Genomic DNA, 13,562 nt, shown 5'->3' with positions numbered 1-13,562 from the left:
GGCGGTGTATCAGTTACCGAAATTGGACTGACACACCGCTTTCGCGAGCAAGCCCGCTCCCACAGGGGGCCGGACTTGCCTTAACCGAGTTGCGCGGCGACCGACTCCGGGATATCCGCGTTGGAGTAGACGTTCTGCACGTCATCCAGATCTTCAAGCATGTCGATCAGCTTGAGGACTTTCTCGGCACCTTCCAGATCCAGTTCTGCGCTGGTAGTCGGCAGCATGACGATTTCCGCGTCATCACCCTTGAAACCCGCTGCTTCCAGCGCGTTACGCACCGAATAGAAGCCGGCGAACGAGGTGAATACATCGACAGAGCCGTCTTCGTTGGTGACCACGTCATCGGCATCGGCTTCCATCGCCGCTTCCATCAACGCATCTTCATCTACGCCGGCCGCAAAGGAAATCTGACCCTTGCGTTCGAACAGGTAAGCAACAGAACCGTCGGTACCCAGGTTGCCGCCGCACTTGCTGAACGCATGGCGCACGGCCGCCGCGGTACGGTTGCGGTTGTCGGTCATGCACTCGACCATCACCGCAACACCGCCTGGACCATAACCTTCATAGGTCAGCTCGACCATATCGTCGGTATCGGCTGCGCCGGCACCGCGAGCAACGGCGCGGTCGATGATGTCGCGACTCATGTTCGCGCCCAGCGCCTTGTCCAGGGCCAGCCGCAGGCGCGGATTGGAACCTGGATCACCACCACCCTGACGAGCAGCAACGGTCAGTTCACGAATCCACTTGGTGAAAATCTTGCCCTTTTTGGCATCCTGACGTTCTTTGCGGTGCTTGATGTTCGCCCACTTGGAATGACCTGCCATAACTCGCTCCGAATTCTCTTTGGAACATTGCCGCAACGCCTTGAGGCGCCGACCGGCAAAACAATATTGACCTTGAAAAAAAAGGCGCATCCGAAGATGCGCCCTTCAGACAGCCTTACTCGGCTTTAGGCGTTTCGCGCAAACGAATGTGCAATTCGCGCAGAGCCTTGGCATCTACCTGACCCGGTGCCTGAGTCATGACGTCCGCCGCGCTCTGGGTTTTCGGGAAGGCGATCACTTCACGGATCGACTGGGCGCCGGTCATCAGCATCACCAGACGGTCCAGACCGAAGGCCAGACCACCGTGCGGTGGCGCGCCGAACTTCAGGGCGTCGAGCAGGAAGCCGAACTTCTCTTCCTGTTCAGCCTCTTGGATGCCCAGCAGACGGAATACGGCCTGTTGCATTTCCTTGCGGTGGATACGGATCGAACCGCCACCCAGCTCGGTGCCGTTCAGAACCATGTCGTAAGCGCGGGACAGAGCGGTGGCCGGGTTGGCTTCCAGCTCTGCCGGGGTGCACTTCGGCGCGGTGAACGGGTGGTGCAGAGCGCTGAAGCTGCCGTCGTCGTTCTCTTCGAACATCGGGAAGTCGACGACCCACATTGGCGCCCACTCGCAGGTCAGCAGGTTGAAGTCGTGACCCAGCTTGATCCGCAGCGCGCCCAGGGCTTCGCTGACGATCTTGAACTTGTCGGCACCAAAGAACACGATGTCGCCGTCAACCGCGCCAACGCGATCGAGGATCACATTGAGGTTGGCTTCAGGGATGTTCTTGACGATTGGCGACTGCAGGCCTTCGACGCCCTTGGCGCGCTCGTTGACCTTGATGTACGCCAGGCCCTTGGCACCGTAGATGCCGACGAACTTGGTGTAGTCGTCGATCTTGCTGCGCGGCATGCTCGCCCCGCCCGGTACGCGCAGTGCGGTAACACGGCATTTCGGATCGTTGGCCGGGCCGCTGAAGACCTTGAATTCAACGTCTTTCAGTTGGTCGGCAACGTCCACCAGTTCCAGCGGGTTACGCAGGTCCGGCTTGTCGGAGCCGTAGCGACGCATGGCTTCTTCGAAAGTCATGTGCGGGAAATCGCCGAATTCCAGATCCAGCACTTCCTTGAACAGGTTGCGGATCATGCCTTCGGTCAGGCCCATGATGTCTTTTTCATCGAGGAAGCTGGTTTCGATGTCGATCTGAGTGAACTCAGGCTGACGGTCGGCACGCAGGTCTTCGTCGCGGAAGCATTTGGCGATCTGGTAGTAACGGTCGAAGCCGGCGACCATCAGCAGTTGCTTGAACAGCTGTGGCGATTGCGGCAAGGCGAAGAAGGAGCCGGCGTGGGTACGGCTAGGCACCAGGTAGTCACGGGCGCCTTCCGGGGTAGCACGGGTCAGGATCGGCGTTTCGACGTCGAGGAAGCCGTTCTCGTCCAGGTAGCGACGGATGCTGGTGGTCATGCGCGAGCGCAGACGCAGCTTTTCGGCCATTTCCGGACGACGCAGGTCGAGGAAGCGATAGCGCAGACGGGTCTCTTCACCGACGTCGGAGAACTCGTTCAGCGGGAACGGCGGGGTTTCCGCTTCGTTCAGCACTTCCAGTTCATAGCCCAGCACTTCGACCATGCCCGAGGCCATGTTGGCGTTGGTCGCACCGGCCGGACGCAGGCGCACCTTGCCGGTGATCTTCACGACGTATTCGCTGCGCACGCGGTCGGCAGCGGCGAAGGATTCAGCGCGATCCGGGTCGAACACCACCTGGGCCAGACCGTCACGATCACGGATATCGAGGAAAATCACCCCACCGTGGTCACGGCGACGGTGAACCCATCCGCAAAGGGTAATTTCCTGGCCTTCCAGGCTTTCGTTCAGTTGGCCGCAATAATGGCTGCGCATCATGGTCGTGGTTTCACTTCTCGTAATTCGAAATTCGGTTGGAGACCTTGCGCATATCGGCTGACCGATGGTGCAAGCGCTCGCGTGTGTGATTCAGTTCAGGGCAAAACCCTAATCAGCTTTATCGCCGCCGGCCAGATTCTTCTTCGAGCCGGTCTTGAAATCGGTCTCGTACCAGCCATTGCCGCTTAGACGGAAACCCGGCATCGACAACATCTTCTTGAGCTCTGGCGCCTGACATGCAGGGCAGTCTACCAGCGGCGGCGCGCTGATCTTTTGAATGGCTTCCAACTGATGACCACAGGAAGCACATTGGTAATCGTACATCGGCATTGGGGGTGTCTCGGCGATCAGATTGCTACCGCGCACGCTGGGTATTGCGGCAAAGGGCGAGATTATATCCATTAAATGCGACCTGTGCAGCCGTAAGACTGCACAGATCGACATGCTGCGTTTTCATTGCCGGGACTCGACCCTGGTGGCGCATCCCGCTTCTTTAAGGCTGTGTACAACACAGATCACCCGCACCAGACCGCTGAAGTTCTTCACCCCGCCGTGGCGCAAATGGACCTCACGATCAAGGTGAGACAGCAACGCACTGACCGAACAGCTATTGACCCTGGCCATTTCGCTCAAGATATCCCAGTAAACCTGCTCAAGCCGCAAACAGGTCGCGAAGCCATTGAGCCGCACCGACCGGGACAGGGGTTGAGCCAGCCCCATATCGAACTCGCTGACAAATGGATCGACCTTGATGCCCTTGGACGAGCCCACCCTTCTCTCACTTCTTCTCTCTCCATGAACCATTGCGTTGACACTCCTTTGCCATCCCTGGTTTGCGTAGCGCTTGTGCGCTCATGGAACCGCGGGCACAAAGTTATATCCAGACGACTTTTTTCCCTTCCCTGTAGGAGAAGCCAACAACGAGAGGCAGATCATGGAGAGCGTCCTACGCCTGACCTTTTCCTTGTCTGACAGGCGAAATTTCACTCAAACAGCAGGTACTTTTCGACGGAAAAGTTTTGATGAGAAGTGCAACGCGCGAACAGGTAGTCCGTCCGCGCGCGTGCAAGTGTTACTGATCGAGCAAGGCGCGCAGCATCCAGGCCGTTTTTTCGTGTACCTGCATGCGCTGGGTCAACAGGTCAGCCGTCGGCTCGTCGCTGACTTTGTCCAGCAAGGGGAAGATCCCGCGGGCGGTGCGCGTGACCGCCTCCTGCCCCGCCACCAGTTGCCTGATCATTTCTTCAGCGCTTGGTACGCCCTCCTCTTCTTTAATGGAGGACAGCCGCGCATAGATCGAGTAGGCGCCAGGCGCGGGAAAACCGAGGGCGCGAATACGCTCGGCGATGGAATCGACCGCCAGGGCCAACTCGTTGTATTGCTCTTCGAACATCAGGTGCAGCGTGCGAAACATGGGCCCGGTAACGTTCCAATGGAAGTTGTGGGTCTTCAAATAAAGTACATAAGTGTCCGACAGCAGCCGCGAAAGACCATCGACGATGGACTTGCGGTCCTCTTCACTGATTCCGATATCGATTGCCATGCTTTTCCCCTAAAGGTGATGAATTCCATCCGACAGGTGCAGGATCACTCTAGCAAGCCTGTCGCGGCATCGCAGCCCCGGAGGTGCCCCAGTCCAGCGGCAACCCCCTGCAATGCACCGCTGGACTCCTTGATTTGAGTAGCCACAAGCTTTGCTGTTAAATAGATGCCGTGTCGCTGACGCCCTTATTTTCCGGGCACTGCGCATAGGCTGATGACGGAAACGTGCCCACCGCCTCTTCTTGTTCATTTCGAAGCGAACCGTCCCCCATCAGCTCTTCCTTGTGATCCGTCTTAACGTGAGTCAATAAAAATGTTGAAAATCGTCCACCTGCTATTGGGCACGGCAGCCTTGCTGTTGTCCTTCATACCCAGCCTGCGAACCGAAGCTGTTCCTTACCTGCAACAACCCGACGCGTTGTATCTGGCTCTGTTCGGCCTGCTCAACCTTGTCCTTGCCCCAGTGATTCCCAACTGGAACAAGGGTGCGCGTCATCACCTGCAAAACCTGGTCAGCGCCCTGCTGATGCTGGCTGTCGTTCTGCAAACCCTCACGCTGATCGCGCCAATGCCCGTCATTGCCGGCCAGCCAACTGTACTGTTCAGCCTGATCGCGGCCTTCATCGCCGTGGTTCTGCACCTGGCCATCAGCTTCTACAAATCGTCACCGGCCGCTGCTCCAACCAACTACGACATGACCAACCGCGATACCGGTACCGTCAAGTGGTTCAACACCTCCAAGGGCTTCGGCTTCATTTCCCGCGATTCCGGCGACGATATTTTCGTGCACTTCCGGGCGATTCGCGGTGAAGGCCACCGTGTCCTGGTCGAAGGCCAGCGCGTGGAGTTCTCTGTGATGAATCGTGACAAGGGCCTGCAAGCAGAAGATGTGATCGCCGCTCTGCCGCGACGCTGATTCGAAGGCATAAAAAAACCGCGAGCAGTTGTGCTGTTCGCGGTTTTTTATTGCCTGGCTTTTATAGACTGGCTTTTCTATATGCCAGTCAGTAATGCGGTGGCGGCGCCTCGTCTTCGAACGACTCGAATCGGCCGGCCATTTCCTCCTGGCGCTTGAGCAATGCCGCCATTTGCAACTGCAGACGCTCAACTTCACGCTGCTGCGTTGCCAGCACATCATTCAAGGCCTGGATGGTGTCATCCTGAAACGCCAACTGGCTCTCCAGATCGGTAACGCGATCTTCCAGGCTCATGGCTCACTCCTGCACAAATTTGAAGTCTTCGGGTAACACAGCCCGCAGCCGCTCACGAATCGCGGACACCTGATCGGCACTGTAAGGAATGGCCGGATGCTTGCCCCAGACCGGAGCCGGCCACGCGGCGTCTTCGCGCATGCGCACGATCACATGCATGTGCAACTGGCTGACCACGTTACCCAGGGCGCCAATGTTCATCTTGTCCGCCGTGAATGCCTTCTTGAGCAACTCAGCCAGCAAGGTCGTCTCCTGCCAGAGCATCTGTTGATCTGCGACACCCAACTGAAATATCTCGCTGATATCGTCGCGACGAGGTACCAGGATGAACCAGGGATAGTTCGAATCGTTGGACAGCAGCAGCCGGCACAGCGGGAAATCACCGATCGGCAAGGTGTCTTGTTGAAGTCGTGAATCTAAAGCGAACACTGCGCGCACTCCCGCCGGGTCATCATTTTCAGCTTAGCGCCCATCCACCAGGGATCGAGCACCAAGCGACAGGACAGCAGCATACCTGCGAATGCGGTCGTCATCACGGTGATCGCGCCAACCTTGCTCCGGGATGTGACACCAAGCGAAAAAATGCACCATTACAGAACCACAACCAGCAGAAAAAATGCTGGAATGACCGCCGGGCAAGGGTTCGTTCATTCTTCAGGAGCCAACCGACTGTGTGAATTCAGTACAGCAATTGAAATTTTTTGCACCAAAACCGGACAGTGCGTCTACGCTGACTGCTTCGAGCATCCGCCAATTACTCACTGGCGGGGTGAACCGGTAACATTTTTGGTTGTCACGGGGCGGTAACACGATGTTCAACACCATGTCGAGAAAGGCGTCAACCCCCAGCGCAAGCACGATGTGCCCCCCGGTTTTATGGGGTTTTTACGGTATCAGTCAGACTTTTTGAAAAAAATATGGGCGGCGCAGCGATTTGTGCACGCTTGTTGCATTCACACCCACATCGTCTATAAGGCCCACGGGAAGTGGAAGCCTCAGGACTAAATAAAACAGTGGCAGGGTAGCCCGATGGAGATACAAACGTTTCACCAGGGACTCTTTTTACCGATGCGCCAGTCCAGAAAAACAGCATTAAAGTTGTCCGTTCGGTTGCATCGGGGCTGTAAATTTGCGACATCTAGCAAGCTGTTAGCGACAGGGTCGTAAAGAAGCTGAAAGGTTAGATGCGCAAGTATCGCCAACATTGGTCGACGTGATATAAGTTTGCGCCGACACAAAAAGAAAGAGCCGCCCAGATACTAAAAACAGGTGGGACGGCAATACTCTTCTAAAAACCAAAGGAGCAAATCACGATGCGCGTGATGAAGTGGAGCATGATCGCACTGGCTGTTGCAGCTGGTACCTCGCAGTTCGCAGTAGCGTCTTCGCAGGATGAGTCCAAGGGTTTCATCGACGATTCGAGCCTGAAACTGAAAACCCGTCTGGAATACATGAACCGCGACTTCCGTAATGGAGCCGGTAACATTTCTGATGGCGCTGGGGGTTTCAAAAGCGGCTACCGTCAAGATACCGGTATCAGCCAACTGCTGACTTACGAATCGGGCTTCACTCAGGGCACCATCGGCGTCGGCCTCGATGCAATGGTAATGGGCACCGCCAAACTCGACGGCGGTTCGGGTCGTGCCGGTAACGGCTTGTTCGCTACCGACAGCGACGGCAACCCGGAAAAAAGCCAGGGCAAAGGCGGTGCAGCCGTCAAATTCCGCCTCTCCGACACCACTCTGAAATACGGCCGTCAATTCGTCGCCAGCCCGGTTTTCGCTACCGACGACAGCCGTCTGCTGCCAGAAGTTGCTGAAGGTACCTTGCTCACCAGTAAAGAAATCAAAGGCCTGGAACTCAGCGCCGGTCGTTTTACTGCACTGAGCTCGCAAACCGGCATGGGTAAAGACACCATCAACGGTAAGCACACCCCGGGCCTGACCAGTGCCAACATCGCTGGCGCGACCTATCAGTTCACTGATAATTTCGTTGCCGGTATCGCTGCGTCTGACGTTGATGATTACTTCAAGAAGCAATACATCAACGCTAACTACACGCTTCCGATTACTGACGATCAATCGCTGAACTTTGACTTCAACGCCTATCGCACCAAAGATCAGGGTGAAGCACTGTACGGCGAACTGGACAACAAACTGTGGAGCCTTGCAGCGGCCTACAGCCTGGGCGCTCACAAATTCACCCTCGCGTTCCAGCGCTCGTCCGGCGACACCAACTACCTGTACGGTGTAGACGGTGGTAGTGCGATTTTCGTATCCAACTCCATCCAGATCTCCGACTTCATCGGTCGTGAAGAGAAATCCTGGCAGGCTCGCTACGATCTGAACATGGCTACCTACGGTGTGCCAGGCCTGAGCTTCATGACTCGTTACGTATACGGTGACAACATCGAAACGACCGAGGGTACCGAAGGTAAGGAACACGAGTTCAACTTCGAAACCAAGTACGTACTGCAAGAAGGTCCAGCCAAGGATCTGTCGTTCCGCCTGCGTAGCGCAGTTTACCGTGCAAACGGTGCGTACAACGCTGACTACACTGCAGACAACAACGACGTTCGCCTGATTGTCGAGTACCCACTGAGCATCCTGTAATCCAGGTGCACTACCGGAAGTACTGTTGATCACAAAACGCCCACCTCTTCAGGTGGGCGTTTTTTTATACCTGCCATATGCCAAATACGGCGGCAAACAACTTCGGCGCATGATGTTAATACTTTTTTAAATGACCTGATCAATAGTCACAAAAAAGCCCGGGAGTTTTTTATTCTCCCAGGCTTAGTCAGTAACAAAGAAAACACATTTATTGCACTGGCGCTTCCTGAACCACGCGAACTACGCGCTGAGGAAATGGAATGTCGATACCGGCTGTTTTCAAACGATCCCGGGACTGCTCGTTAAACATGAACATCACGTCCCAATAATCCGCTGTTTTCACCCAGACACGCAGGGAAACAGTGATCGAACTGTCACCCAATGTCGAAATAACGGCTTGTGGTGCCGGATCCGCCAGAACGCGCGGATCCTTGGCAAGTTCAAGCAATACCTGACGTGCCTTCTGTAGGTCGGCCTCGTAATCAACGCCTACATCGAACACCACCTTGCGAGTCGGCTGGCGATTGGTATTGGTGATAATACCGTTCGACAGATTACCGTTCGGCACGATGATGGTCTTGTTATCGCCAGTGCGCAGCACGGTATGGAAAATCTGGATGCTGTCGACAGTACCGGCAACACCCTGGGCTTCGATCCAGTCACCGATTCGGAACGGGCGGAACAGCAGAATCAGCACGCCGCCAGCGAAATTCGCCAGGCTGCCCTGCAAGGCCAGACCGATGGCCAGACCCGCGGCACCGATGGCCGCCACGAACGAGGTGGTTTCCACACCGATCATCGACGCCACGCTGACGATCAGCAGGACTTTCAGAATGATGTTTGCCAGGGTACTGATAAACCCTTGCAGAGCCTGATCGGCATTACGCAACGCAATCAGGCTGCCGAGCTTGCGTGTGACCTTGTTGATCAGCCACCAGCCGATCGCCAGGGTGATTATCGCCAGCAGCACACGGCTGCCATATTCCATGATCATCGGAATCCAGGCTTGGGACACCCTGACCAGGTTGTCTACCTCAGCATTCAAATCCATGTTTGTTCTCCTGATTTCCGGCTACCCGGCACACGAAAAAATAAACGGCAGAAAAGACCGAGCCCGTTGAGGGTCAATCGTTTCTACCGTTACTTGGGGCTCCGACGTCGAAAACGCCGATTGGTTCCCGCCGCAGGTCAGTCGCGGAAGTTGTTGAACTGCAGTGGCATGCCGAATTCCTTGGCGCGCAGGGCAGCGATCGCTTCCTGCAAGTCATCACGCTTCTTGCCGGTCACACGGACCTGCTCGCCCTGAATGGCGGCCTGGACCTTGAGTTTGGCGTCCTTGATATGAGCGACGATCTTCTTCGCCAGCTCCTTGTCGATGCCTTCCTTGAGGACGGCTTCCTGCTTCATCAGCTTGCCCGAGGCGAAAGCGTCCTTGACCTCGAGGCACTGCACGTCGATCTTGCGCTTGACCAGCGCCAGCTTGAGGATCTCAATCATCGCTTCAAGCTGAAAATCCGCTTCAGCGGTCAGGTTGACGGTCAGGTCCTTTTCCTTGAACTCGAAGCTGCCCTTGCCTTTCAGGTCATAGCGACGATCGAGTTCCTTGACGGCGTTCTCGACCGCATTGGTGACTTCGTGTTTGTCCAGTTCGGATACCACGTCGAACGACGGCATGTAATCTCTCCAAATAAAGGCGCACTCATGAGGCACGCCTGGCTTGCGATAAAAATCCGCGCTGATTATAACGGGTCTTTCTCATCATTCACTGCGAGCTGTCAATGCGCGCGATAAACAGAGCAAAAAGCTGATGGCCACCACCTGGCATGTCCTGGGCGCCGGCAGTCTCGGCACGTTGTGGGCCACGCGCCTGGCTCGGGCCGGAGTGCCGGTACGGCTGATCCTGCGCGATGCCGGCCGTTTGCAGGCTTATGAAGCGGCCGGCGCTCTGACCCTGGTCGAACACGGCAAGGAACAGTGTTACCCGGTCCCGGCCGAAACAGCCGACAGCCAGGAGCCCATCCAGCGCCTGCTGGTGGCTTGTAAGGCCTACGACGCCGAACATGCAGTGGCGCAACTGGCCCCGCGTCTGGCGCCCGGTGCCGAGCTGATTCTGCTGCAGAACGGCTTGGGCAGCCAGGATGCCGTCGCGGCGCAGGTCCCACAGGCGCGTTGCATCTACGCCTCCAGCACCGAAGGCGCCTTCCGCGATGGCGATTGGCGGGTGGTGTTCGCCGGCCACGGCTTCACCTGGCTGGGAGATGCCGGTCACCCCGTCGCCCCGATCTGGCTGGACGATCTGAAGGACGCCGGTATTCCGCATGAATGGAGCACCGAAATCCTCACCCGACTGTGGCGCAAGCTGGCGCTCAACTGCGCGATCAACCCGTTGACGGTACTGCACGATTGTCGCAACGGCGGTTTGCAGGAACATCATTGCGAGGTCGCGACCCTCTGCGGCGAATTGACCGAACTGCTTGAACGTTGCGGCCAGCCTGCCGCCGCCGAGAACCTGCAGCAGGAAGTCGAGCGGGTAATTCACGCCACCGCCGCCAACTTCTCATCGATGCATCAGGACGCCAGCAGTGGGCGGCGCACCGAAATCAGCTATCTGCTGGGCCATGCCTGCAAAGTCGCCACACGCCACCAACTGAACCTGCCGCACATCAATCAGCTCGAGTCCAGACTGATCGCTCGCCTCCACAGCCTTGGATTGCCCAGCGACTGAGCAGCGGCTACGCTGGCCACTTGTTCCTTTGCAGCGATAAACCTGATGCCATTGCGCCAGCGCCTTGAAAACCTTCCGGTCGGCCAGAAACTGCTGGCCGCCCTGTTGGTGCTGTTGACCACTGTCCTGCTGGTCGCCAACCTGACCTTTATCAGCGCCGCCTACTACATCTCCCAGGAAAGCATGGCGCCCCAGGCCCTGCAAACCATTGGCCGCCTGGTGTCCAACCCGAGTCTGATCTCAGAAGCCCTGTCATCGCCACAAAGCGCGCAACGCCTGCTCGATGAACTCAACAGCTATTCCCCGCTGCGCGCCGCCGCCCTGTATGACGGCAAGGGCGAGCGCCTGGCACAACTGCAACGTGGCGATCATCTGAACCTGCCCGAGCGTTACCGGCATGTCGAATCCTGGCAAGCCACCGAATTTCGCAGCAATCAGGTGATCACCCTGCCCCGCCCAGGCGCCGCTTCCGGGCACCTGCTGCTGGTGGCCAGCAGCGAATTACCGGTGGCGTTCTACACCGGAACCCTGACCGCCAGTCTCGGCATCCTGATTTTCAGCGTGCTGTTGTGGCTGGTAATCGCCCGGCAGATCAAACGCCTCATTACCCGGCCGATCCATCAGCTCGAGGAGCTTTCGCGGCAGGTGACGCGGGAGGAGAACTACGCACTGCGCGCCTCCCGCGGCAACCACGACGAGATCGGCAGCCTCGCCGAAGCCTTCAACACCATGCTTTCGCGCATCGAAGCGCGGGAGCAACAGCTCAAACGTGCCCGGGATGATTCCCAGGCCGCCTACGATCAGGCCCAAGGGCTGGCGGAGGAAACCCGGCACACCAACCGCAAACTGGAGCTCGAAGTCCAGGTGCGCAGCAAGATCGAGAAGAAACTCACCGGGTTCCAGAACTACCTCAACAGCATCATCGACTCCATGCCCTCGGCGCTGATCGCCCTGGACGAACAGCTCTACGTGACGCAATGGAACCAGGAAGCCAGCGCCCTTTCCGGTACGCGTCTGGACGAAGCCCTGAACCAGCCGATCTTCCTCGCCTTCGAACCGCTCAAGCCCTTCCTGCCGCAGCTCAAGCAAACCGTTGAGCAACACACCGTGGCCAAAATCGAGCGCGTGACCTGGGTCAAGGATGACGACGCCCGCCATTACGCCCTGACCTTCTATCCGCTGATGGGTGGCGCGGGACGGGGCGTGGTGATCCGTATCGACGACATCACCCAGCGCCTGTCACTGGAAGAAATGATGGTGCAGTCGGAGAAAATGCTCTCCGTCGGCGGCCTCGCGGCCGGTATGGCCCACGAGATCAACAACCCGCTGGGCGCGATCCTGCACAACGTGCAGAACATCCGTCGGCGTCTTTCCCCGGAACTGCCGAAGAACCTGGAGCAGGCCGAGCAGGTCGGCATCGAGCTGTCCACGGTCAACGACTACTTGCAGGCACGGGAGGTGCCGCAACTTCTCGATGGTATTCAACAGGCCGGCGCCCGGGCGGCGAAGATCGTCACCCACATGCTCAGCTTCAGTCGCCGCAGTACCCGGCAGATGGCCCCGTGCGACTTGCCGGCGCTGATAGATCAAGCCGTGGAGATCGCCGGGAACGACTTTGACCTGGCCATCGGTTTCGACTTCAAGGGCCAGGCCATCATTCGCCAGTTCGACCCTGCGCTGGGACCGGTGCCCGGCACCGCCAACGAACTGGAACAGGTGCTGCTCAACCTGCTGAAAAACGCCGCCCAGGCCATTCACCTGCGTGAAGACGACCGTGAGCCGGGGCGGATCATCCTGCGCACCCGGCTCAACCCGCCGTGGGCGGAAATCCAGGTGGAAGACAACGGCATCGGCATGAGCGAGAACGTGCGCAAGCGGACTTTCGAGCCGTTTTTCACCACCAAGGAAATCGGCCAGGGCACAGGCCTTGGCCTGTCGGTGTCGTACTTCATCATTACCAACAATCACAAGGGACAGATGGAAGTGCAATCCACCTTGGGCCAAGGCACCTGCTTCACCCTGCGCCTGCCTCTGGCGGGCACTCCGGTGATATCACAAGAACTCAACCAGATTTCGAGGTAAGCCATGGGCTTTCGCTTGTCGAAGATTTACACCCGCACCGGTGACAAGGGCGAAACCGGCCTTGGCGATGGCCGTCGCGTTCCCAAGGATCATCCTCGGATCGAGGCCATTGGCGAAGTCGATTCATTGAACAGTCAGGTGGGCGTGCTGCTGGCTGGGCTGGCGGCGGAAAGTGTCGAGCATCCCGGGCTCAAGGAAGTGATCGAGGTTTTGGCACCCTGCCAGCATCGATTGTTCGACTTGGGTGGCGAGTTGGCCATGCCGGAATATCAGGCGCTGAATGCGCTGGAAATCGAACGACTGGAAGCGGCGATCGATGTTTGGAATGAAGAGCTGGGGCCGTTGGAGAATTTCATCTTGCCCGGTGGTTCAGCACTGATTGCCCAGGCGCATGTGTGCCGAAGCCTGGCCCGTAGCGCGGAGCGTCGCTGTCAGCATCTGAATGCAGTGGAGCCGTTGGCCGGGGTGGGATTGGCGTATATCAATCGGCTGTCGGATTTGCTGTTTGTGGTGGCGCGGGTGATTGCGCGGCGGCAGGGGGTTGCGGAGATTCTTTGGCAGGCGGCGGGCAAGCCTGGGGTTTAAGTACTGCAGTTGCCGGCCTCATCGCGAGCAGGCTCGCTCCCACAGTTGATTGCTGCTGTTCACGAATATTGTGTTCACAGAAATCCA

Annotated in this window: 14 protein-coding genes; 5 read left to right on the top strand and 9 right to left on the bottom strand. The window is 57.6% G+C overall.

Going from position 1 to position 13,562, the window contains the following annotated elements; all coding sequences use genetic code 11:
- Window positions 1-80: 80 nt before the first annotated feature.
- The 5 genes from ACW9JE_RS22390 to ACW9JE_RS22370 all read right to left on the bottom strand — a co-directional run bounded on the left by ACW9JE_RS22390 (window position 81) and on the right by ACW9JE_RS22370 (window position 4,261).
- Window positions 81-827, bottom strand: coding sequence for a YebC/PmpR family DNA-binding transcriptional regulator (locus ACW9JE_RS22390; RefSeq protein ID WP_224537981.1), 747 nt, complete (start codon window positions 825-827; stop codon window positions 81-83).
- A 115-nt stretch (window positions 828-942) separates the two neighbouring features.
- Window positions 943-2,718, bottom strand: coding sequence for an aspartate--tRNA ligase (gene aspS / locus ACW9JE_RS22385; protein ID WP_457433965.1), 1,776 nt, complete (start codon window positions 2,716-2,718; stop codon window positions 943-945).
- Between the two features lie 108 nt (window positions 2,719-2,826).
- A complete protein-coding gene (locus ACW9JE_RS22380) occupies window positions 2,827-3,048 on the bottom strand; it encodes an FmdB family zinc ribbon protein (RefSeq protein WP_110964621.1) in 222 nt (73 codons plus the stop codon).
- Between the two features lie 123 nt (window positions 3,049-3,171).
- Window positions 3,172-3,522, bottom strand: coding sequence for a ribbon-helix-helix domain-containing protein (locus tag ACW9JE_RS22375; RefSeq protein ID WP_457433964.1), 351 nt, complete (start codon window positions 3,520-3,522; stop codon window positions 3,172-3,174).
- A 268-nt stretch (window positions 3,523-3,790) separates the two neighbouring features.
- Window positions 3,791-4,261: a Dps family protein gene (locus ACW9JE_RS22370; protein WP_175379324.1), complete on the bottom strand. Its 471-nt coding sequence runs from the start codon at window positions 4,259-4,261 to the stop codon at window positions 3,791-3,793.
- Between the two features lie 312 nt (window positions 4,262-4,573).
- Between ACW9JE_RS22370 and ACW9JE_RS22365 the strand changes: the two genes are divergently transcribed.
- Entirely contained in the window at window positions 4,574-5,176 is a 603-nt protein-coding gene (locus tag ACW9JE_RS22365) for a cold-shock protein (protein ID WP_318011766.1), read from the top strand.
- 88 nt (window positions 5,177-5,264) lie between these two features.
- Here the strand turns inward: ACW9JE_RS22365 and ACW9JE_RS22360 are convergent, their stop codons facing one another.
- Window positions 5,265-5,471 carry a SlyX family protein gene (locus ACW9JE_RS22360; protein WP_224537986.1) on the bottom strand — a complete coding sequence of 69 codons (207 nt, stop codon included), beginning with the start codon at window positions 5,469-5,471 and terminating at the stop codon, window positions 5,265-5,267.
- Between the two features lie 3 nt (window positions 5,472-5,474).
- On the bottom strand, window positions 5,475-5,900 hold the full coding sequence (locus tag ACW9JE_RS22355) for an HIT domain-containing protein (protein ID WP_224537987.1): 426 nt from the start codon (window positions 5,898-5,900) through the stop codon (window positions 5,475-5,477).
- An 884-nt stretch (window positions 5,901-6,784) separates the two neighbouring features.
- On the opposite strand from ACW9JE_RS22355, the gene ACW9JE_RS22350 reads away from it, so the two are divergent.
- Window positions 6,785-8,083: an OprD family porin gene (locus ACW9JE_RS22350; protein WP_224537989.1), complete on the top strand. Its 1,299-nt coding sequence runs from the start codon at window positions 6,785-6,787 to the stop codon at window positions 8,081-8,083.
- A 208-nt stretch (window positions 8,084-8,291) separates the two neighbouring features.
- On the opposite strand, the gene ACW9JE_RS22345 is transcribed toward ACW9JE_RS22350, so the two are convergent.
- Window positions 8,292-9,134, bottom strand: a complete 843-nt coding sequence (locus ACW9JE_RS22345) for a mechanosensitive ion channel family protein (RefSeq protein ID WP_224537990.1) — start codon at window positions 9,132-9,134, stop codon at window positions 8,292-8,294.
- Between the two features lie 137 nt (window positions 9,135-9,271).
- On the bottom strand, window positions 9,272-9,757 hold the full coding sequence (locus ACW9JE_RS22340; RefSeq protein WP_077045697.1) for a YajQ family cyclic di-GMP-binding protein: 486 nt from the start codon (window positions 9,755-9,757) through the stop codon (window positions 9,272-9,274).
- Between the two features lie 133 nt (window positions 9,758-9,890).
- Between ACW9JE_RS22340 and ACW9JE_RS22335 the strand changes: the two genes are divergently transcribed.
- From ACW9JE_RS22335 to ACW9JE_RS22325, 3 genes are read left to right on the top strand one after another with little or no spacing between them, the layout of a single operon-like run.
- Entirely contained in the window at window positions 9,891-10,808 is a 918-nt protein-coding gene (locus ACW9JE_RS22335; RefSeq protein WP_457433963.1) for a putative 2-dehydropantoate 2-reductase, read from the top strand.
- 45 nt (window positions 10,809-10,853) lie between these two features.
- Window positions 10,854-12,890: a sensor histidine kinase gene (locus ACW9JE_RS22330; RefSeq protein WP_224537993.1), complete on the top strand. Its 2,037-nt coding sequence runs from the start codon at window positions 10,854-10,856 to the stop codon at window positions 12,888-12,890.
- Window positions 12,891-12,893: 3 nt separating this feature from the next.
- Window positions 12,894-13,475 (top strand): cob(I)yrinic acid a,c-diamide adenosyltransferase, encoded by a 582-nt coding sequence (locus ACW9JE_RS22325; RefSeq protein ID WP_224537995.1) that lies wholly within the window; start codon window positions 12,894-12,896, stop codon window positions 13,473-13,475.
- Window positions 13,476-13,562 lie beyond the last annotated feature (87 nt).

The sequence above is a fragment of the Pseudomonas sp. SDO55104_S430 genome (assembly GCF_054070595.1).
Note: the sequence above shows the minus strand (reverse complement) of the source record. Positions and strands in the feature narration are given on the sequence as shown.

What these genes read in the sequence shown, in the direction of transcription:
- ACW9JE_RS22365 (WP_318011766.1), top strand. Translation starts at nt 4,574, where the DNA reads ATGTTGAAAATCGTCCACCTGCTATTGGGCACGGCAGCCTTGCTGTTG.
- ACW9JE_RS22375 (WP_457433964.1), bottom strand. Translation starts at nt 3,522, where the DNA reads ATGGTTCATGGAGAGAGAAGAAGTGAGAGAAGGGTGGGCTCGTCCAAG.
- ACW9JE_RS22330 (WP_224537993.1), top strand. Translation starts at nt 10,854, where the DNA reads ATGCCATTGCGCCAGCGCCTTGAAAACCTTCCGGTCGGCCAGAAACTG.
- aspS (WP_457433965.1), bottom strand. Translation starts at nt 2,718, where the DNA reads ATGATGCGCAGCCATTATTGCGGCCAACTGAACGAAAGCCTGGAAGGC.
- ACW9JE_RS22360 (WP_224537986.1), bottom strand. Translation starts at nt 5,471, where the DNA reads ATGAGCCTGGAAGATCGCGTTACCGATCTGGAGAGCCAGTTGGCGTTT.
- ACW9JE_RS22380 (WP_110964621.1), bottom strand. Translation starts at nt 3,048, where the DNA reads ATGCCGATGTACGATTACCAATGTGCTTCCTGTGGTCATCAGTTGGAA.
- ACW9JE_RS22390 (WP_224537981.1), bottom strand. Translation starts at nt 827, where the DNA reads ATGGCAGGTCATTCCAAGTGGGCGAACATCAAGCACCGCAAAGAACGT.
- ACW9JE_RS22335 (WP_457433963.1), top strand. Translation starts at nt 9,891, where the DNA reads ATGGCCACCACCTGGCATGTCCTGGGCGCCGGCAGTCTCGGCACGTTG.
- ACW9JE_RS22370 (WP_175379324.1), bottom strand. Translation starts at nt 4,261, where the DNA reads ATGGCAATCGATATCGGAATCAGTGAAGAGGACCGCAAGTCCATCGTC.
- ACW9JE_RS22325 (WP_224537995.1), top strand. Translation starts at nt 12,894, where the DNA reads ATGGGCTTTCGCTTGTCGAAGATTTACACCCGCACCGGTGACAAGGGC.
- ACW9JE_RS22345 (WP_224537990.1), bottom strand. Translation starts at nt 9,134, where the DNA reads ATGGATTTGAATGCTGAGGTAGACAACCTGGTCAGGGTGTCCCAAGCC.
- ACW9JE_RS22350 (WP_224537989.1), top strand. Translation starts at nt 6,785, where the DNA reads ATGCGCGTGATGAAGTGGAGCATGATCGCACTGGCTGTTGCAGCTGGT.
- ACW9JE_RS22340 (WP_077045697.1), bottom strand. Translation starts at nt 9,757, where the DNA reads ATGCCGTCGTTCGACGTGGTATCCGAACTGGACAAACACGAAGTCACC.